14 protein-coding genes and 1 pseudogene are annotated in these 19,750 nt (G+C 56.0%); 8 read left to right on the top strand and 7 right to left on the bottom strand.

The features are described from left to right. Positions 1–35: 35 nt before the first annotated feature. The 4 genes and pseudogenes from ET33_RS18735 to ET33_RS40645 all read left to right on the top strand — a co-directional run bounded on the left by ET33_RS18735 (position 36) and on the right by ET33_RS40645 (position 4,482). Entirely contained in the window at positions 36–1,427 is a 1,392-nt protein-coding gene (locus ET33_RS18735) for a radical SAM/SPASM domain-containing protein (protein ID WP_051775434.1), read from the top strand. 25 nt (positions 1,428–1,452) lie between these two features. Beyond that, on the top strand, positions 1,453–2,682 hold the full coding sequence (locus tag ET33_RS18730; RefSeq protein WP_036685026.1) for an MFS transporter: 1,230 nt from the start codon (positions 1,453–1,455) through the stop codon (positions 2,680–2,682). Between the two features lie 437 nt (positions 2,683–3,119). Continuing rightward, entirely contained in the window at positions 3,120–3,683 is a 564-nt protein-coding gene (locus ET33_RS18725; RefSeq protein WP_036685022.1) for an HNH endonuclease, read from the top strand. Between the two features lie 147 nt (positions 3,684–3,830). Next, a pseudogene (locus tag ET33_RS40645) lies at positions 3,831–4,482 on the top strand (YihY/virulence factor BrkB family protein). A gap of 85 nt (positions 4,483–4,567) precedes the next feature. Here the strand turns inward: ET33_RS40645 and ET33_RS18715 are convergent. The 4 genes from ET33_RS18715 to ET33_RS18700 are packed head-to-tail and all read right to left on the bottom strand — an operon-like array spanning position 4,568 to position 9,962. Further along, positions 4,568–4,792, bottom strand: coding sequence for a hypothetical protein (locus ET33_RS18715; protein WP_010493440.1), 225 nt, complete (start codon positions 4,790–4,792; stop codon positions 4,568–4,570). Positions 4,793–4,795: 3 nt separating this feature from the next. Then, positions 4,796–4,981 carry a hypothetical protein gene (locus ET33_RS18710; protein ID WP_036685017.1) on the bottom strand — a complete coding sequence of 62 codons (186 nt, stop codon included), beginning with the start codon at positions 4,979–4,981 and terminating at the stop codon, positions 4,796–4,798. Then, positions 4,971–5,279: a hypothetical protein gene (locus ET33_RS18705; protein WP_063761667.1), complete on the bottom strand. Its 309-nt coding sequence runs from the start codon at positions 5,277–5,279 to the stop codon at positions 4,971–4,973. The genes ET33_RS18710 and ET33_RS18705 overlap by 11 nt, the downstream gene beginning before the upstream one ends. Positions 5,280–5,306: 27 nt before the next feature. Continuing rightward, complete coding sequence (locus tag ET33_RS18700) at positions 5,307–9,962, bottom strand: cation-translocating P-type ATPase (RefSeq protein WP_036685014.1); 4,656 nt, start codon at positions 9,960–9,962, stop codon at positions 5,307–5,309. Positions 9,963–10,120: 158 nt separating this feature from the next. Between ET33_RS18700 and ET33_RS39285 the strand changes: the two genes are divergently transcribed. Continuing rightward, positions 10,121–10,285 (top strand): hypothetical protein, encoded by a 165-nt coding sequence (locus ET33_RS39285; RefSeq protein ID WP_167336438.1) that lies wholly within the window; start codon positions 10,121–10,123, stop codon positions 10,283–10,285. A 93-nt stretch (positions 10,286–10,378) separates the two neighbouring features. Continuing rightward, complete coding sequence (locus tag ET33_RS18695; protein WP_036685011.1) at positions 10,379–10,723, top strand: hypothetical protein; 345 nt, start codon at positions 10,379–10,381, stop codon at positions 10,721–10,723. 296 nt (positions 10,724–11,019) lie between these two features. Here the strand turns inward: ET33_RS18695 and ET33_RS18690 are convergent, their stop codons facing one another. From ET33_RS18690 to ET33_RS38950, 3 genes are read right to left on the bottom strand one after another with little or no spacing between them, the layout of a single operon-like run. Continuing rightward, positions 11,020–12,969, bottom strand: coding sequence for a hypothetical protein (locus ET33_RS18690; RefSeq protein WP_036685007.1), 1,950 nt, complete (start codon positions 12,967–12,969; stop codon positions 11,020–11,022). Positions 12,970–12,988: 19 nt separating this feature from the next. After that, entirely contained in the window at positions 12,989–13,927 is a 939-nt protein-coding gene (locus tag ET33_RS18685) for a hypothetical protein (RefSeq protein WP_036685004.1), read from the bottom strand. Then, positions 13,917–14,078 carry a hypothetical protein gene (locus ET33_RS38950; protein ID WP_161783549.1) on the bottom strand — a complete coding sequence of 54 codons (162 nt, stop codon included), beginning with the start codon at positions 14,076–14,078 and terminating at the stop codon, positions 13,917–13,919. Before ET33_RS38950 ends, ET33_RS18685 begins: the two co-directional genes overlap by 11 nt. A gap of 275 nt (positions 14,079–14,353) precedes the next feature. Here ET33_RS38950 and ET33_RS18680 point away from each other — a divergent pair, with 275 nt between their 5' ends. Continuing rightward, a complete protein-coding gene (locus tag ET33_RS18680) occupies positions 14,354–16,069 on the top strand; it encodes a vWA domain-containing protein (protein ID WP_407668106.1) in 1,716 nt (571 codons plus the stop codon). A gap of 40 nt (positions 16,070–16,109) precedes the next feature. Further along, positions 16,110–19,499 carry a tubulin-like doman-containing protein gene (locus ET33_RS18675; protein ID WP_036685001.1) on the top strand — a complete coding sequence of 1,130 codons (3,390 nt, stop codon included), beginning with the start codon at positions 16,110–16,112 and terminating at the stop codon, positions 19,497–19,499. Positions 19,500–19,750: the final 251 nt, after the last annotated feature.

Raw genomic sequence — 19,750 nt, 5'->3', positions numbered from 1 at the left:
AGCTCTTCTAACTCGTAAATAGGGCGGTGAATGAAATGGAGCCATTTACAGTTTTGCCGCAACGCGAAGGGTCAACCGACAAAAAAAGGTATCGCGCCTCCCGCTACAACATTAAGGCGGTGGAGCCGGATGGAAGCATGTACATCACGAATACGATGTCAGGCGCATTTATGCATATCTCGGCCGAGCAGGTTCCCTATGTCGATCAACTGCTCAAGCTTGGAGCGGACGAACCGTTGGATGGGGTGGCCGCCGTCCTCAAGAAGCAAGGCTTCCTCGTTCGCGAGGATATCAACGAATTTTTTCGCGCCCGCATGCTGCATGAAATGGTCGGAAGAAGCGAGCAGAAGCTCAGACTCATCTTTTTGACGACCGAGCAGTGCAACTTCCGATGCAAATACTGTTATGAAAAGTTCGAAAAAGGCAAGCTGCAGCCGGAGGTCATTCAAGGAGTCAAATCGTTCCTTCAGCACAAGGTCCGCTTTCTTAACCATTTGCAAATGAGCTGGTTTGGAGGCGAGCCCATCCTTGCGCTTGATGCGATAGAAGAAATCTCGCGGCATATTATCCCCTTGTGCGACGAATATGGCGTGAAATACCGGTCAAACATAACCACGAATGCGTACCTGCTAACGAAGAAAAATATCGAGCGGCTGTTTGCCTGTCGCGTATTCGCTTTCCAAATTACACTGGACGGTGACGCCGAGCAGCATAACGCCAACCGATATTTGCAGAACGGAGCCCCCACGTTCGAAACCATTTTTCAAAACCTGCTGCACCTCAAGGAACGCCCCGAACCGTTCCGCTGTAAAATCCGCATTAACTTTGACCAGACGAACGTGCATCAGATTCCAAGCTTTATTCGGAAGCTTCGTGTGCATTTTGGGGAGGATCCGCGGTTCCACATCGATTATTTCCCAATCGGCAAATGGGGGGGAGAGAACGACGGCAATCTGGAAGTGGTGTCGCTCAAGGAATCGGTTAAGCATCAATTGAATTTGTGCACGATGGGTCTGGAAGAAGGGCTTGGCAACGACCTGGAAAATATTTTGAAGCCGGGAGGTTACGTTTGCTATGCGGCCAAGTCCAATTCCTTCGTGATTGGTTCCGATGGCATCGTCTACAAATGCACCGTAGCCCTGTACAACGAAAACAATCAAATCGGGCGCATCACGCCTGACGGACAAATGCAGCTCGATGCCGACAAGCACGCGCTGTGGATTATGAACGACGAGTCGGAGGATTCCGGCTGTAAATCCTGCTTCCTGCGTCCTTCCTGTCAAGGCGCGTCCTGTCCGCTTGTGCGGATCGAGAAGGGGGTAGCCCCCTGTCCTCCATTAAAGTCCAAGATTAAAGACGTAATCCGCATCGTCGGCAAGGAAAAGCGCAAAATGGCGGTACAAAAGGCCACTTCCGCAAACGCCTAGGATGCGTGAGAAAGGGAAGTAAACCATGCTCAATAAAAATTTCCTGGCCTTTGTCGCATGTGGAATGGTGAGCAGCATCGGGGACTTGCTTTACTTTTTCGTATTTTCCTGGTATATCGCATCGGCGACTCATTCCGTTCAATATATGGGGACGATTATGCTGGTCAGCGGGATCACCCAGTTTGCCGCCAGCATATTTTGCGGGGCCTGGGTCGATGTATGGGGAGCCAAAAAAATCATTGCCGTCTCCAATGTCATACGCGCGCTCCTGATGATTGGATTGATGCTGGTAAGCACGACCCAGGCCCCGTCCTTGGTTGTGCTTCTGCTGATTTCCATCGTATTTGCCGTCACGGATGCCAGCTTTTATCCCGCGGTAGAGGCGATCAAGCCTCAGCTGGTGTCCGAGGACCACTTAAGCCGAATGAACGGCGTGTGGTACACCCTTGCCCGAATCTTGTCTCTGATTGCCCCTTCCATAAGCGCACTATGCATGAATCTGCTCGGCATTCAAGCTTCCTTTCTTTGTATGGCCGGATGCTATACAGCATCGGCACTGCTTCTTCTCCTCGTTCGTATTCAAAAGACGCAAACTGAACCTAATCCGGAATCCGGCAAATGGAAGCATTATACGCAAAGCCTTACGGAGGGCTGGGTCTTTATTCGGAACAGCCGAATGATGATGACGCTCCTATGGCTTATTTTTTGTGTAAATATCGGGGCGAATAGCAACGGCTTGCTGCTTCCGTTTCTAATGAAAAGCATGAACTGGGATGCGCAGCATATGTCGTATATTTATACTTGGCAGGCCGCTGCCGGGATCGTCTGCGGAAGTTTATTGTCGGTGAAAAGCGTGAAGCAGCCGTCCTTTCTATATGTACTGCTCGGATTTTTGGGTCAGGGATTGGCGATTTTAACGGTCTGCTTTTCTTCCACCCTTGTGTTTTTGTGTCTAAACTTCGCGTGGCTGAGCGTATGTACGGCGTTGGTCAACATTTTTATCCGCACGATGATGCAGAAAGAAGTGCCCAATCGCTACATGGCGCGGGTCGGCAGTCTGTTTGCGGCGATTAGCATGACTTCTACGCCGCTGTCCCGCTTTTTTACAGGATTTCTCACCGACCGCCTCGGGGTACGACAGATGTACTTTTGGGCAGGCGCATTTGAGGTTATCGTGGTCGCTGTGTTTTTCATGCTCTATAAGCAAATTACCGCACAGCCGGGGGTGAAATCGCAAACGGAGGTTAGCGGGTAAGGCGAACGGCCGAATAGAGTGTTGAGAAAGGGCAATTGAGATAATAGAGGTTACGAGGGGGTGGGGTATCCACTTCCGACCGCTGCCCCACCCCGCAAAGTGAAGTTGAATCAGAGAAGCTTAGTCCGAGTACTTTGCGGGGACCCCAGGTCCCCAGGAAATTTGATTAGAAGCCGCTTAGTAGCGGACATTTCCCGAAGACAAAGGCGGCCGCTATCGCTTCTCCAGTGGATACCCCACCTCCGCTTGCATCTCTATTTTTGTAAAACCCCACTTTCTCAACATTCTGACCGGAGAGCGACTCTCCGGCTTTTTTTGCGCCGTTAATGATGTGTAGCGTCAACGATAAGGGGCGTTAAAGAATGGAACATGCGGAAATCCCGGCAAACCTGTTATACTAATCCTTAGCGATGTCAGACGAAAAGAAGAGGAACAACATGAACGGAGCCCACTGCAGCCTGTACAAATCATGCAAACGCTGCGGACAAAGCAAATATTACCGGCAGTTCCCGACCCGGGGCAGCCGAAAGTCAAGCGGGTCCTCCCGCAAAAATATATGCCGCAAATGCGAGCGAAAAAGGCTGGCTGCCCCAGCTCCGCAAGCGCCCCCGGTGCCTCGTGCGGCGAAGCTGCTGAGACAAGACCGGCAGGGGATGATTCGCATGAAGGGGAAGAGTAACAACGGCAGGCCGTGGATTCAAGAGATCGAATGGAGCCTTGCTGTGCTTTTGGTAGAGGAACAGGCGGCTGTCGTTGTTACGCCATACATGATTCGCCGGCTGTACAGCAACGACGATTTCCGCAGCATGATTATGACCCGGGACCATCATACGTGCCGCTATTGCGGCGGATACGGCGATACGATCGACCATATCGTCCCGAAATCCAAGGGAGGCCATACGACGCCGGTGAACTGCGTATGCTCCTGTTATGCATGCAACCAGAGCAAGGCCGATCAAGATGCGACCGGGTTTATGGAAAAGCAGCGTTCTCCCGTCTGAATTGAGGCAGCGCCGGATCGTGCTGCTGGGCGAGTGCCGCAGCTGTCTGCTCTTGATTGTAAGACGAGCTTTACGGTTAAGTAATATCTCAAGCACAATTCCAAGCTAAACTGTCGAATTTTACGGCAGCGGAAGGGGGAAGGTGTGATGGCGAGAACCGTAGAGCCCAAAGATCGAGAGTGCGCTTCGTTCGACGAAACCGGATTCGACAGGGGTACGCGAACGTTCTTCGGCCGCAGATTGCTTGCCGCTCTGTGGTCGGCCTCGAACGGCATTAGCGCGGTTATTAAGGCACTGAACAAGGCGTACGACGAGGAGGAGAGTCGGCCATCCTGGAAGGTTAAGGGAATCGCCGTTTCTCTTTACGTCATCTTGGCGGTTGTCATCTTGTTACCTTTGTGCTGCTAATCTTCGGCAGGATTATCGGGTTATTGCTTTACAATATTGTACATTTCCCGGGAAATTTCGATTTGCTGTGGAATTTTGCGCAATACGTCATTCCGCTTGCGACTATTGCTGTCGTATTCATCCTGTTGTACCGCTTCACGCCCAATTTGCGGCTCACGTTCAAGGAAGTGCTGCCTGGCGCTCTGTTCGCTACGGTCGGCTGGGTGACCGCTTCGCTGTTGTTTCCTACTTACTCAATCATTTCGGCAGCTATTCGAAAACGTACGGCAGCAGTGGTGGCATCATCGTGCTTCTGATGTGGCTTTATTTGTCGAGCATCGTCCTGATTCTCGGCGGCGAGATCAATGCTGCCCTTCACTTTGAACGGCACGGCAAACGGAAGCCCACCTGAAGCCGTTCGGTTTCCCGCTGCGATTGGGCCGGCGAAATTGACGCGGGCTAAAAAGTCCGGGTAGAGCGCGCCCGTCAGACTCCGTTTAGCGAATGCGCGGGAAAGCGATCCAGCTCCACAGGTTGAGCTTGGATTGCTTTCCCTTTTCCCGGACTTGCTGAAAAAATTCCCCTAAAAATCGTTCCCACTGCTGCCCCACTTCTTTTTTGGCCGCTGCGTCCGCTTGGACATGAAGAATGCTTTTATTCAGCGCCGCGTCCAAATGGGACAGCGCTTCGCGCAAATGGAAATCGACAGAGGGCTCCTGCATGCTTCAAATCTCCTTTATTTCTGTTTCTCGATTGCCGTCTCCAATCAAAAAGGCGAAAAAATGTCCCCATTGCTCCGACATCGATTGGTGGGCTTCCTCATTGGAAGCTTGTAACTTGGTCACAGTTAAGGCCTGCTCCAGATGGAGACGCGCCTGCTTCAGGTGAAATTCGACAGAGTCATCTTTCAAGCGCCGCTTCCCCCGCCTCGCTGCCGGACAGCGCCGGTTCGAACTCGTCCCCGGAAGAGGAGATTTCGAGGTCCAGCTTTTTTTTCATGCGCTCAAATTGAGCTTCCGCAACGATATCTTCTAGCTCCTCCCGGGCCCGCTGCAAGGACGAACGAGCCGCGCCCGCCGCGCTCCGCAAGCCTTGGTAACCCGCCTCGGCAACAGGAAGCAGCGTAGCCTTGACAACGGGAAGGAGCGTCGACGCCGTAAATGCAAGCGCGGCGCCGACCAGCCATTTTTCGATCTGTTGTTCTCTCATGGTTCCTACCTCCGAATAGACAGCAAGCTATGCGACGACGGCCGTCCGCATTTGTCGAGCCGGTTTCGGTGCCGCCTGGCTTCCCGATTCGACCCATGCCACGATCGGCTTCGACAGCAGCGTCACCGAGCCGGCAACGGCAAGCACCGGAATCCAGTGGCTCCATGCGATCGGGGCCGCCTGGAAGAAGCGGGACACCGGCGGTATATACAGGGCGGCGAGCAGGGAGAGCCAGGATACGCCCAGCGCTCCGACCAGAAAGCGATCCCTGCTCCAGTCCTTGACCGACTCGGCCGCGCCCTCCTGCCGCCATGAGAACGTCTGCATCAGTTGTCCCGATACCAGCGTGGCAAAAGCAATGCTCCGGGCTGCCGGAAGAGGTACTCCGGCTGCGAGGCTTGCCGCGAACAGTCCGAGGGAGCCTAAGCCGAGCAGAGCGCCGCGTGTGAAGACTTTCCGGTACAGATTGCCGTCGGCGATTTCGACACGCTCCGTCAGCTTTGTTTTATTCCCGGGATTGATGGCCAGAACCATGGCAGGCAGCGCATCCGTGATCAAGTTCATGAGCAGGATCTGTACGGGTACGAGGGGCAGCGGCATACCCAGGATAACTGCGGCGCTCGACACGATGATTTCCGCCAAATTGCCGGTGAGCAGGCAGCCGAGCGCCTTACGGATATTGCCCATAATCGTCCGGCCTTCCTTTACGGCCTCGACAATCGTGCCGAAATCGTCTTCCTTCAGCACCATATCCGCCGTTTGCTTCGTCACCTCGGTGCCGGTTCTCCCCATTGCGATCCCGACATTGGCTTGCTTGATGGCGGGCGTATCGTTAATTCCGTCCCCCGTCATTGCCACCAGGTGGCCGCGCTGTTGAAAGGCGCGCACAATGCGCAGCTTATGCTCCGGCGACACCCGGGCAAAAATGGTGGTGTGCTCGACCACTTCCTGAAGCTCTTCGTCGGGCATCCGGTCGAGCTCATGCCCCGAGAGCACCCGCTGCGAGCCGTCATACATGCCGAGCTGCCGTGCGATCGAAATGGCTGTGATCGGGTGGTCGCCCGTAATCATCACCGGCTTGACGCCGAGCGCCAGCGCTTCTTGGATGCTGTGCGCAGCTTCAGGCTTCGGCGGGTCCATCATGCCGACCATCCCGACGAAAATCATGTCCCGCTCGTCCGGCTCAGGAAGGTCTCCGTCTGTGAGCGGACGATAGGCGAAACCGAGCACGCGCAGCGCTTCACCCGATAGCTTGCCGTTCTGCTCCGATATGATTCGTTTGCGTTCCTCGGTCAGTTCGAGCAACTGGCCATCCGATTGAACTTGGGTACAGCGCTGTAAGAGCGTCTCTACCGCCCCTTTGGTGAAAACATAGCAGTCCTGAGATTCGGTCCCGGCCGTATCCTTGCACACGACGCTCATCTTGCCGGTGTTCGAATCGAAAGGAATTTCTTTGCCGCGATGCCATTGCCGCATGTTCTCCGGATTGATGCCCGCTTTGGCGGCAAAAGCAAGGAGCGCTCCTTCGGTCGGATCCCCCTTAACGGTCCAATGTCCTTCGTCGTCCTGCTCTAGCTTGGCATTGTTGCACAACATGCTAATTTGCAGGAGGCGGGTCAGTTCAGGCTGCTGCGGGTTCTGTTCGAGTGCCGCGGCTGCCCGGCCTGAGGCAGCGATGCGGCGAATTTCCCCCGACGGAGCGTACCCGGTACCGCCCACTTCCCAGCTCCGGTTCAATGAGACGACATGTCGGACGGTCATTTCGTTTTTGGTCAGCGTTCCGGTTTTATCCGAGCAGATGATCGTCGTCCGCCCGAGCGTTTCCAGAGCAGACAGCTTGCGGACGAGCGCCTGCTTGCGGGCCATGCGGAAGATGCCGGCGCTCAGCGCGATCGTAATGGTTACGGGCAGCCCTTCGGGGATAGCCGAAGCCGCAAGCGCAATGGAAGTGGAGACCATCTGCATCAGCGGAATGCCTCGCAGCAGTCCCGTGACGAACACGATGCCGCAGACGATCATTGCTCCTTTGATGAACTTTTTGCTAATGGAGGTGACCTGCTTCTGCAGCGGCGTCAGTTCTTTTTCGTCGTTCTGCAGCAAGGACATAAGACGGCCCATTTCCGTATGCAGGCCGGTCTGGACGACGACGCCGGTCGCTTTGCCCCGGGTAACGTCGGTGCCCATATAGATCATATTGGAACGTTCCGCCAGCGGGAGCGCTCCGTCGACAGGTGCTTCCTGTTTCGAGACAGGGATCGATTCTCCCGTCAATGCAGCTTCGCTGACCTGCAAGTTATACGATTCGACCAACCGGATATCGGCCGGTACGCGGTCGCCGGCCTCCAATTGTACGATATCGCCGGGGACGAGCTCCAGCGCGGAAATCTCTTTCAGGGCTCCGTTACGCAGCGCCTTACAGGTCGGGGGCTGGTACCGGTTGAGCGATTCGATGACCTGTTCCGCTTTGCGCTCCTGTATCGTGCCGACTGCCGCATTGGCGAGCAGCACCGCCCCCATGGCAATGCCGTCGTACAGGCCGCCGGTAAAAAACGACAAAGCCGTCGTCCCAAGCAGGATTAAGGTTGTAAATTCTTTGAACTGTCCCAAAAAAGAGGCGATCCAAGGCGTCGGCTGTCGTCCTTCCAAATGATTGCTGCCGTGAGCGCTTCGCAGCGCATGAACCTGTTCCGCTTGGAGCCCGCGCCCGGTATCGGTGCCATAATGGCTGACGGCCCGCTCCCACGGAGCCTCGTGCCACAGAACAGGCGCCTCCGCCGTAGCAGCGGCTTCCCGGTCGCCCGTCGCAAGCTGCAGCAGAGCCGCCCGCTCGCTCGTTTGCCGGAAAGCGGACATAAATGCCAACGAAAGGGCGTCGGAAGCCAAATTGACGAGCGGCGCACGAATGAAGCCGAATGCCGCCAGAGCGGAGCCGAGCATGTTCCAGATCGCGGTAAGCCGGTAATTTCGGTGTACGCTGCGGTCCATGAGGCGGGTCAATTCCAGCGTCTGCGGAAGCTCGGACAACTGCTGCACTGTGATCGACGGAATGCCGTATTCCCGGCACAGGGCATGAACGGGCGAGGTATCGCCGCAGGTCACCAGCAATGCGTTCTCTCCACGCGGAACGCCGGCTGCCAATCGTTCGGCCCATTCGCCGGGCTGAAGCGATAGCCAGCCCGAATCGAGACCTTGCCGCTCCAGCAACGAGATGTCCGTCCCTTTGCTGCAGCTCAACGCTCCGATCGACCATCCTTGCGCTTTCAATTCACGAATCAAGGGGGCGTGTGCCGAATGAAGCTGCCGCTTCTTGCTGAGCAGTCCGATGCAGGTTCCCCCGCTGCTTTCCGCCTTAACTCCGACGAAAAGCACATCCGCGCCTTGCCTCGCCAATCTCTTGGCCTCCAACTCGTACATTCCGCAGTCGATGCCCTGCTTCTGGCAGTAGGCATAGCTCCCGGCAAACACGCGGGCACCGCTGATTTTGCCTTGTAGGCCCTCCGCCGATTCTTCCACCTGAAATGCCGTCCGGAGGGTCCGGCACGTTCGTCTTGCTTTTTCCGATAGCTCGGCTTTCCACGGATGGCTGCTTTTTTCAAACAATGAGGCCGTTAAGCAAATCGCCTTGTCGGCCTCCGTTTCTTTCGTCAAACATTGAATTTCCTCGCTTTCAACCCGATAGAGCGCCGAAGCATCCTCCAGGAGCAGCGTTTTCGTTCTTGCCAGCTTGGACAAGGAGCCGCTGTCCGGCAGCAAGGCTTGCCTTTCGGCGCACACAAGCTCCGCCTGCTGCCAGCCGTATTCCGCCGGAATGAACGCCGGTCTGGGGTTGGCGGCGAGCAGTACCGCAACCGCACGCAGAGGGTCGCGCGTGAACGCGAGGGTCGCCCCGGCGCCGATCAGCCCCCATTTGTTCGCATTTTCCGTATATCGCTTAATTTCAGGCGGAAGCACCGCCGGCGAGTGGTTCGCCGCCGCCTGATTTCGTTTCCACTCCACATATTGCAGAAGACCGATTCCTGCCAAAACGATTAGATTTTCCCGTACCAAAGCAAGCGCTAATGCGCCGGCACCCAGAAGCAGGTCGGCGTTCCACTTGCGTTCCTTGGCGAAGCTCTGGAACCCTCTTCTTAGCAGCGGATAGCCCGTAATGACAGAGAGCCCGGCGGATAAATAAAATGGAGCCGGACTACGGGCCAACGCCGATCTGCCAAGCAGCAGCTGCTTCGCGCCAAGCGCGGCGAGACCGCCCATGCTGAGCGCAAGGGGAAGAGGCATGCGGCCTGAAGCTTGCGCCTCGCATGACGCCCTGGACGGCTCCGCCGCGGCTGCGGCTTCCCGCTTGATGTACGATGCATCCGGGGAAGGGGAGGACTGCTCGCAGGTTGGAGGAGCATCATATACCCTAAACGATTCCGGGTCGGAGCAAGGCTGCGAAAGCTCCTCTTCCAACCGTTCGATGCGTTCGAGGACTTGCTCCGCCTTAAGCTGCCGCTGATCGTACATCAGAAGGACCCTGCCTGAAAGAGGGCAAGCCCGGACAAGGGTGATTCCGGTCCAGACCGAAAGCTCTGCCTGAATCCGCTGTGCCGTATCCGGATTGTTATGAAGACCGTAAAATTCGATGCGAATGCGTCCTGGCAGCATTCGAACAAACCGTCGATGTTTCAAGCTTTCCGTAGGCATACATACACTCCTTGGGCTTCCTCGTTTTGGAGTCTAGGGCTGGTTTTCGCTAGTATACACAGCCTTTAGCGATTTATGCAGCACGTGGTCATGCATAATTTTTCGTTAATGTGGGATGATCTGTAGTACATTATTTTTTGAAAGGGTGGGGTGAGACCATGGCGAAACTGCCGATCGGTTATGTACTTGCGGGTGCCGCGATGATGCTGGCGTTTTCCCCGGAAGCCCGGAAAACGATGCGCAAATTTGCGGTAAAAGGGACGGAGGCCGTGTTGAATTTGACGGAGCAGGCCAAAGATACGATTGAAGGCTTACGGAAGTAAACCCGAGGGTCTGACAGAGTGTTTTGAATGAGAACAGGGCAAGCTAAAAAAACGGCCATGCTATGGCCGGATGACTCGAAATGAGGTGGGAGCATGTTTCAAAACGGTTCCGTATGGACCGGACTGATTTCGGGCGGCTTGTCTCAAATACAGGATACGAATGCGCTGGCCAAAGGGCAAATGAAGACGAAGGAATACGCCGTGCAAACCGTAGAAAATGTGACGGGAGCCGTCGGCGTTATGGCCGGGGTAGAGTACGGCGCAATGCTCGGGTCAACTGTGCTTCCGGGCTTCGGTACAGCGGTCGGCGCGGTGCTGGGCGGACTTGTAGGCAGCTCGGTCGGGCGCAGCGTCGGCCATCGGGCCGGGGACGCCTTGCTCAACAACCGGATGGTCCAAGGCACGCTTCAGCCCCTGCAGCCGCAGCAGAATCAGTAAGAAGGAAAACCGGGAGACGGACTCCCGGTTTTTACATGAATGGAGGCTACAACGCCGCTCGGTGGTAATCTTTTTTTAAGTAGAAAATCATGGTTTCAGCTCCTGATTCACTTGCTCCGTATTTCCCGCCTTGATCTCTCCGAGCACTTCGTCCACTTGATAGCAGGCAAAAGCCCTGCGCAAACCGATCTTCAAATGATACGATCTTCCCCATTTGTTGCAGCATGGAAATAAAAAAAGGAAGACCCCGCCCTCGAAGACGGAAATCTTCCCTTTTTTAACGCTGTATGGTCGGCTTATGTCTCTTCGTCCTGCACGAGCGAGGATACTTGCACGACGTAAGCTTTAACCGTCTTGTTTCCTTGCTTCAGATCCTCGGTGGAAGTGTGCATGCCCGTAACGACCGCCGGACCGGTGCCGAACTTGAATTTGCCGGTCAGCACAATGTACAGATCGTCGACCTTGACGATGGCCCGATTGTCCGCAACCGATTGGATGTCGCATTGGAACACGACCTTCGAGTTTTTGTACTTCGGCAGCTCGTTGGCCATAATGCTTTTGACTTCCTTCGCACCTTCTTTGGTATCCTTAGCGGTGCCGTCCTTCGGATCTTTTTTATCCGCGTCCTGCTTCACGTCTCCGTTTTCGTTCCTGCCGGCGTTGTCCGTGAAGTCTTTGTCGGACTTGGCGAAGACATACCGCCCGCCGCGGTATTCATAGACCGCTTTCGTTCCGGCTTGGGATCCCGAGGCTTCCGTACCGTTCTTGTCCGTACCGTTCTTGTCCGTACTGTTCTTGTCGGCACCGTTCTTTTCCGTCCGCTCGGGTACGGGATTATCGGCGCTTACGACACCCGGACGAACCGACTCCAGCTTATCGGCCTCCAGATCGAGAATCGGCTTAAGCTCGGACCCGTGCGCTTCGAATGCGACATAGCGGGCTTTACGCTTTTTGGAGGACGCTTCGAGCAGCAGCACAGGTAATCCTTCCGGGCTGAGCTCGTCGGCCTGGCGAATCGATTTGACCGCGGCCAGATCGCCTGGGACGGCTCCTTCTGCGATCTCGATGCGCTGGTCCGTGAACAGCCGGGCGAGCACGAGCTTTTTCTTGTCCGTAACCGCAGCGGCTGTGGTTTGCGCGCCATTCGACCCTTTCAGACTTGTGGCGGCGGTGAGGGCGCCTTCGATGCCGGCCTTTTGAAGCAGTACGGCCGGATCGCTTTCCAATCGGCGCTGACCGAGCGCCTGCAGCTCTTGGGATGTATCGCGGTATGCGCCGAGCGTTTTGTACAGTTCTTCGGCCTCCGCATACTTTTTCGCGGCGATCAGCTGCTCCGCCCGGGCCATGCGGCCGTTCACCACCGTCTGGATGTACCCGTTCAGCTTGCTGCCGCTGCCGAAGAGCTCCTTGTAGGACTGCACGGTTTTGGCAGCGGCCAGGAAGCCGCCCAGATCGCTTTTCTCCAGCCTGGCCAGCGTATCCTGAGCCGCCTTCTCAAGTTTTGCGGTGACCCAGGGAGCCTCCCAGCCCCGATCCTTATAAAATTTTTGCAGCCCTTCGCCTTCCTTCAACAATTCGTCCAGCGATTTAGACTTGACGAGTGCGTCCAGGCGGCCTTGGTCGTATTTTTGCAGCAGCGGGTTCAAAGCTTTTCGCTTCGCCGCTTCGTCCTTATAGTAGACCGCGGGAATCTGCAGCAGGAAGCCGACAGCGGTGTCGGCATCGAATTTTTTCTTGGCGACGGCGCCTTCAACGCTTTGGATCAGCGCCGTCTTAACCGAGCCGAATGCATCCGCGAAGCGTGCGTCGATATTGTAGGACGCCGCGGTTTCCGCGAACCGCTTCTGCGAGCCTTCGTCCAGCTTCGCGACCTGCGACTTGGCGCTCTGATACGCGTCGTACGCTTTCACCAAGCTGCCGGCATCGTTTACGGCAACGGCCGACGCGATCTGATCGGTCAGGGACGAGAACAGCCGCTTCGCTTGCGTAACCGGCTGAAGAGCGCTGAGCGCCTGCTCCGTTTCCGCTTCTTTATAATCGATGAAGCCGATTTTTTGCGCCTTGAGGAACAGCTCCTCGGCTTCGACCGCGTTGCCTGCGGCAAGCTGCGCCGTCGCCTGCCGGTAAAGCTCCGCTTTTTGCCACCAGGCATAGACTTTGAAGCAAGCCGCCAAGAGCAGGAGGACGAGGACGGCAAGCGCGGCGTTTCTGTAACGGCCGGACTGTTTATACGTAGAGATAGACATAGGCAGCCTCCTTTCCTTTCTACAGGATGCCTTGGAATTCCGGGTCGAAGTCGTATTTCAGCTTCACGGCATCGCGCGCTTTCTGGGCAAGCTCGGGATCGGCGTCCGGCTGCTCGGCAAGCAGCCGGCATAGCCGCAGCAGCCGGTCCTTCGGCAGCTCCTGAGCGTGGTCCAGCAGCAGGCTGCGGTACGTGTGCAGATTGGATTTCACGCGCAGCGCGGCTCCGGCCGCCGCAGTCAGAACGTCTCTTCCCTCGGGAAGCCTCTCGATCATGCCCCGGTATTTCATGACGTACTCGAGTGATTCGCGGGTGATCAGTTGGGGACGCACTTTGCCGATTTCATGCATATATTCGACGACGTCTTTGTCAAAACGGTTCGGTAGAAGGGAGCTGAGCTCAAGGTCCATATCGCTGCGCAAAATAAATTTGTTCAGGCAGTAGACCTTTAAGATTTTGATCGAGTCGTCTTGAATGAAATAACCGATCTCACGGAACTTTTCATAGGCGGTCTTAAAGTCTTCCGCCCGGAGGTCCGCTTCCGCGTCGTCGATGTCGAGCAGCAGGCCTTCGCGAATTTTTTGCTGATCTTGCAGGAGTAAACGGCCTAACGTACGTCTATATAAGATAGGCTCGTAGCGCTTATGCAAAAAAACGTACAGCGCGAGCAGCAGAGCGGCGCCGACGACGGACAAAATCATCTGCTCCGCGTTGCGGGCGAGCAGGAAGGCGAGGGCCCCAATCGCGCCGACGGCCAGCATGCCGGTCTGCCTGCGGTGCTTCAGAACCGCTCCGGCCTGCTCGGGGATGGCGCTATGGCTTTGCTCGGCTTCGCACGAGAGGCAGCGGTCGTCCCACAGGCAAGAATACCGGCTGCAGCGCCGGCACTGCTTCAAGCGGTCGAACAAATGCGAGGTCGCCTGCGTTTTGCGGAATTGAACGGCGGTTTTAGTCGTCATGGCTTTCACCTTGATCACCTTGATTTAATCTTGCGGCGAATGCGGCATCGATGTCCGCAAGCGGGACATCTTGCTTCCGGCTATAAGAGCAATACATAAAAAATGCTAGAAGAAACAGGGCTCCAAGAGCCAACACAGCTACGGTCAGCATGATTCTCTCCCCGGTATTTTCGAATTTGAAAAGCGATAACTTAAGAATTCTGTAAGGTTTCGCTAGTGGAATTTTACTTTCTGACCAGTTAATATGTAGATTAGTAGACGACATGCAGTTCCATTGTACTACCCTCTACGGCAATTTACTACACTATACCATATTGGTTCGGGATGGTTCGACATCGGGCCGTCCATAGGTTTGGAGGAATGAACCCCGTGAAAATCATCAAAGTGCTGCTCCGACCGGTCGCCGCTCTGCTGCTCGCCGTCCTGATGCCGCTACAGGCCGCTGCAGCCCCGGCGGGCGCCGTCGATATGAAGATGGACGCCGTTCTGTCGGTGGACGTCAGCACGTCCATGAACGAAAGCGACGTCAACAAAGTCAGCAACGAAGCGATGAAAATGTTCGTCGACATGGCATCCGTGCAGGGCGATAAAATCGGCGTCGTCGCTTATACCGATCAAGTGATGCGCGAAAAGGCGCTGCTTCCCATCAACTCCGCCGCGGATAAGCAGGACTTGAAATCGTTCATCGACAAGCTGTCCAAGGGGCCTTACACCGACATCGCCGTCGGCGTAAGCGAAGCGGTGAAGGTGCTTGAATCCGGTACGGAGCCGGGGCACGTGCCGCTCATCGTGCTGATGACCGACGGCAACAACTCGCTGAACGCCGGCCGCACGCAGCAGCAGTCGGATCAAGAGCTCGCCGATGCGATCAAGAAAGCGCAGGACAAAGGCATCCCGATTTATACGATCGGGCTCAATGCCGACGGAACGCTGAACAAGGCTGTGCTGGAGCGCATCTCCAACGAAACGAAAGGCAAATCGTTTATCACAAGCACGGCGGACAACCTGCCGCAAATTTTGAGCGAAATTTACGCAAGCCATTTCAAGCTGAAGGTCGTGCCACTGAACGGCTTTGTGGCGAACGGACAGTTTCAGGATGTGAAGGTGACGATTCCGAACGCCAGCGTGCAGGAGGCGAACATCTCGATCATGTCTTCGAAGCCGGTGGAGGTGAAGCTGTTCGACCCGTCCGGCAAAGAGCAGAAAATTCCGTCGGACCGCGTCGTTTATACGGCTTCGAGCGCTTACTCTTTATTGAAAGTATTAGCCCCGGCGCAAGGCGACTGGAAGCTGCAGGTCAAAGGGGTACAAAAGGAAAAAATTAACATCAACCTCGTTTACAATTACGATCTCCAGCTCGTTATGGAGCCCCTGGCATCGACGACGATCAAGCCGGGTGACGAAGTGCAGGTCAAAGCGTATTTGCAGACCGCCGGACAAAAGACGGCCGATGCGGATTTGTACAAGGGCCTGAAAGCGTCGGCGGTCTTGACGGACCTGGATACGAAGAAGACCGAGGAGAAGCCGCTGACGATCGGCGCGCAAGGCATTGCGGGCAGCTTCAAGGTACCGGACGCGCACGATTACGAGCTCAAGATCAAGGCGGAAGGCGCGAACTTCCTGCGCGAGACGACGCCCGTGAAGCTTACGGCTAAACCCGGCGGAGCGGCGTCCAAGCCTGCGTCCGAGCCGGCGAAGGAGCCGGCGGCCGGTGCGCTCAGCCCGACCGTATGGGCGGCGATTATCGCCGGGGCGCTTGTGCTTGCGGGAGCCGTCCTGTACGCGCTGTCGGCTTACCGTAAAGCAAACAAGGGCTTCGTCGGACAGCTCGTGATCGAGGTCAAGGACGAGGACACGGGCGAGCGGACGAATCCGCAGTACCGCAAGCTGAACGCCTTCAAGGGCAAGGTGACGCTGCATCAGCTGCTCCAGCTCGCGCCGGAGTTTGCGGAAACGCAGAATATCGTCTTCCGGCCCGGTCCGAACGACACGGTGCTGCTGCACAATGCGACGTCCTGCGTCGTCGAAAAAGGCGGAAGGGTATTCGATGCCGCCAAAGGAAAAGAAATTCGTGCAAATGACCGCATCAAAATCGCGCTTCAAAACGTCAATAAGTCGATAAGCGTCGAATACTTGAAATAAATATCCCATATATGGCCTTGGTAACAGGAGGAGTCCGGACATGAAAGCAGTAGTCAGAGAGCATATACAGCAATTGGACGTATCCTTGGGCGGCGGCATTGTCAGCGAGAAAATCCGCGTCGACACGATCGACAACCCGATGCTGGTCATCGGTCTCGGCGGCACGGGCATCGATGCGCTGCTGCGGCTCAAGTATCAGGTGAACCGGCGGTTCAAGCTGCCTGAGGACCCGTTCACGAAGAAAAAGCGCGAGAAGCCCGACAACATCGAGTTTCTCGCGTTCGAGACGAACGAGCACGACCGGAACAAGCGGTACAAGGGCATCGGCCTCGATCCGATGACCGAATTCGTGCTGCTGTCGAACGCCGAGATCGGCAGCGTGCTGCAAAACCGCAGCATTTTGGAGCCGTATATGAAAGAATGGCTGTCGCCGGAGCTGACGATTACCGACGGCATCAACGGCGCTTCCGGGGTCCGGCAGGCCGGCCGCTTGCTGCTGTTCACGAAGATCGTGCAGGTCGTGCAAACGATCGAGCGCAAAATCAAAACGTTATCCGTCGGCACGAACAAGAAGCTGATGGTGTTCCTGCTAACCGGCATCTCCGGCGGCACGGGAAGCGGCTGCTTCCTCGATATCGCGTATATCGTGCGCGGCATTCTGGAGCGGGATTACGGCTCGGCAGGCGTCGACAAAGTCGGGATTCTCGGCTATCTGTTCACGCCGGACGTCAATTTGGCGAACAAGGCATTGACCGAGCATTCGCGCGAATATATCAAGAAGAACGGCTATGCGGCGCTCAAGGAGCTTGACTACTGGATGAACGTCGACGAACGCGGCGACCGCTTCAAGCAGCAGTACGCCAACATTTTGACGGTCAACTCGCCGATGCCGCCTTTCAACCTCGCGCATCTTATTTCGGCGACGAACCTCGAAGGCAAGCAGCTCGAAAATGCTTACGACTACTGCATGAACGTGACGGCGGAGAATATCACGAACTTCATGGCGAGCGAGCAAAAGCAGTCCGGCGAGGAATTCGCGATTCACGACTACATCAGCAACATCCGCACGAACATCAATCAGATGCCGAAGACGTATGCGGCGAACTATCAATACAATATTTTGGGCGCGTCGTCCGCAGTCCTGCCGATCGAGGAAATGACGACGTTTTTGGCTTATAAAGTATTTCAGCGCATGTCGACGATGTTCGAGGCGGGCCCGAGCCAGGAGGACGTCGAGAAGCTGGCGCACAAGCTGGGCTTCGACCCGGATTCGATCCACCGCGAATTCGACAAAAATGTGCCGGAGCCGCTGCCCGGCTACCAGAACAGCGAGCGGCTCAGCTACAACAACGTCGTCAAGCAGCAGATCGTTCATATCGACACGGAGCTGGAGCAAAGCTACCTGTCCCGGGCCCGGGAGGAGTACATCAAGGCTCGCAAGCAGATGCCGGGCCAAATCCGGGAAGTGTTCGCCGAGCAGATGGGCAAAATGTTCCGGCATCCCGAGCAGGGGCCGTTTTACGTGTCACGGATCATTTTGCAGGACAAAGGCTTCTGCCTGCTGAAGCTGATCTCGTCGTACATCGAATCGCTGAAGGAAAGCGTGTACCGCATTCCGCGGGACATCGAGGCGGCGGGCGATACCGCCATGCAGAAGCTGACCGAGGCGAAGAGCGCGTTCATCTCCAAGGACAAGAAGAAGGACGCCTACATCGAAGCGAAAATCCAGGAGTACCTGCTGCACGCCGACCGCGAGCGGATGGAGCAGATGATCGAGTTCTACGAGGATCTGTACACGCTCATCAACAATGACAACTCGCGTATTTATCAGGTGTTCACCGAAATCCTGAACGAGCTGAACAAAGTCTTCCAGAAAAACGGCGATATCCTTACCAAAGGGCAGGAGGAAGTCGATCACAAGGGCAACCGCACGTACTATTGGAACATCGTCAGCGTGCCGGATATGGCGAAGCTGATCGGCGACGTGACCGACGAGAAGAACGTCACCGAGCTGATCCGCGACTTTACGCAGGAGCTGCTGGAGAAGTCGAACCAGTGGATCAAGGAGCAGGAAGTGGACGTCGTCAGCTCGATTTCCGAGTTTTTGACCGAGCAGTTCAGCGACCTGATCACGAAGTCAATGGAGGATTTCCTGACCATCAAATACGGCCACGAGGATTCACTGGAGAAGCTGGTGGAGCAGAAGATCGCCGGCCGTCTGTACGAGGAAGCGAAGCCGGTGTTCCATCTGACCAACAGCTCGGGCCATTTCAATTTCCCGTCGTGGGGCTTCGTCTCCGTGCCGGTGAAGGCGCCGAATATTTTCAAGGGCATCCGCAACTTCCAGGACAACGCCATCGCGAACTCGCGCTTCACGATCAAGGAGAGCGAAGTGAAAAACCGCGTCTTCTGGCTGAACACCCAGAACGGCATTCCGCTGTTCCTGTATACGCCGCTGAAAGTGTACGAGGAAAGCTACGAGCGCTCGATTTTGGAGCCGGAAGGCGTCGGACGTCATCTCGTCCAAACGGAGAAGACGAACTGGACGTACCTGCCGTCGCCGATTCCGGAAAAATCGTGGGGCGATACGTACGAAAACGCACGCGTAAAACATTACAACGCCGACGTCCGCAGCATGTTCGACCAATCGCTGGCCTTGCGCATTATCCGCGAGAAATCGGCGGATCAAGGCACGACGGGCCGGTACGAGTGCGTATTCACGAAGCCGTTCGATCTGGAGCAAAAGCTGGCGTCGTACCCGATGCAGCTTGACGCGACGAAGCCGAACCTCGGCGAGATCAAGCGCTGCGTCGCCGATTTGAAGGCGCTTGTGGTAGGCGGTTTGGAGCAGGACGGCCTGAAGGACATCTTCGGCAGCGTGAACGAGGAAATGGCGAAGGAGAATCTGATCCGTTCGCCAGAGCTGCTGCGCCGCGTCCGCGAGGAGCTGGGCAAGTACCGCCGGATCGAGGCGAAAATCGCCGAGCTGGAGCAGGTGCTCGCCGCCCATCAGGATGAGGAGAAATTCATCCAGCAGTTCATCGAAGCGATGTACACTGGCGCGATCGTCAAAAAAGGCGCGCTGTACGTGTACGACCATGACGCGGAAGAGGACCCGTGGGAGCCGTTCGTCAATCTGATGCAGGCCGGTAAATTCCCGGAATACGAAATTTACCGCAAAATCCGCGCCCTCGACGCGAAGCGCCTCGGATTGCTCCAGCGCAAATCGTCGAAGCTCAGCCAGCAGCTTACCGCGCAAGAAGACATCAGCGGCTTGCTGACGAAGCTGCAGGACATGGCCGGCGCCTACCAGGACGCCAAATCCGCACTCGACTACGACCGCGGTGAATACGTCGACGGCGAAGATATGTACCAATTCTACAAGCAAATCGCCAGCAAGGTGAGCGATATCCTTCGCAGCTTGAAATAGTAGCTTTGTCGGGGACACCGACAAGCTATCCAAATACGCAGCCGATCCAAGGCTGCGGCGGTTTTTTAGTTATATTTCGTTTGAGATTTCGTCGTGAAACAGGTGACCTGTCCCCCGGAAGAAGCGCTTGCGCTGTCCGCCTTTGAAACCCATGAATATTCCTTAAAATATAATCGACATTCATGGGTTTCAAGAGCGGCTGGAGGGGGATAGGTCACCGTCCCAACAAACGGCGGAATCTCAAACTCCCC

The sequence above is a fragment of the Paenibacillus tyrphae genome (genome assembly GCF_000722545.1).
Lineage (GTDB): Bacteria > Bacillota > Bacilli > Paenibacillales > NBRC-103111 > Paenibacillus_G > Paenibacillus_G tyrfis.
The sequence above is the reverse complement of the archived record's forward strand: the minus strand, read 5'-3'. Positions and strand labels throughout refer to the sequence as shown.

Excerpts from the sequence above, each read along its gene's own strand:
- ET33_RS18735 (WP_051775434.1), top strand. The coding sequence starts at position 36 with ATGGAGCCATTTACAGTTTTGCCGCAACGCGAAGGGTCAACCGACAAA.
- ET33_RS18730 (WP_036685026.1), top strand. The coding sequence starts at position 1,453 with ATGCTCAATAAAAATTTCCTGGCCTTTGTCGCATGTGGAATGGTGAGC.
- ET33_RS18725 (WP_036685022.1), top strand. The coding sequence starts at position 3,120 with ATGAACGGAGCCCACTGCAGCCTGTACAAATCATGCAAACGCTGCGGA.
- ET33_RS18715 (WP_010493440.1), bottom strand. The coding sequence starts at position 4,792 with ATGCAGGAGCCCTCTGTCGATTTCCATTTGCGCGAAGCGCTGTCCCAT.
- ET33_RS18705 (WP_063761667.1), bottom strand. The coding sequence starts at position 5,279 with ATGAGAGAACAACAGATCGAAAAATGGCTGGTCGGCGCCGCGCTTGCA.
- ET33_RS18700 (WP_036685014.1), bottom strand. The coding sequence starts at position 9,962 with ATGCCTACGGAAAGCTTGAAACATCGACGGTTTGTTCGAATGCTGCCA.
- ET33_RS39285 (WP_167336438.1), top strand. The coding sequence starts at position 10,121 with ATGGCGAAACTGCCGATCGGTTATGTACTTGCGGGTGCCGCGATGATG.
- ET33_RS18695 (WP_036685011.1), top strand. The coding sequence starts at position 10,379 with ATGTTTCAAAACGGTTCCGTATGGACCGGACTGATTTCGGGCGGCTTG.
- ET33_RS18690 (WP_036685007.1), bottom strand. The coding sequence starts at position 12,969 with ATGTCTATCTCTACGTATAAACAGTCCGGCCGTTACAGAAACGCCGCG.
- ET33_RS18685 (WP_036685004.1), bottom strand. The coding sequence starts at position 13,927 with ATGACGACTAAAACCGCCGTTCAATTCCGCAAAACGCAGGCGACCTCG.
- ET33_RS38950 (WP_161783549.1), bottom strand. The coding sequence starts at position 14,078 with ATGCTGACCGTAGCTGTGTTGGCTCTTGGAGCCCTGTTTCTTCTAGCA.
- ET33_RS18680 (WP_407668106.1), top strand. The coding sequence starts at position 14,354 with ATGCCGCTACAGGCCGCTGCAGCCCCGGCGGGCGCCGTCGATATGAAG.
- ET33_RS18675 (WP_036685001.1), top strand. The coding sequence starts at position 16,110 with ATGAAAGCAGTAGTCAGAGAGCATATACAGCAATTGGACGTATCCTTG.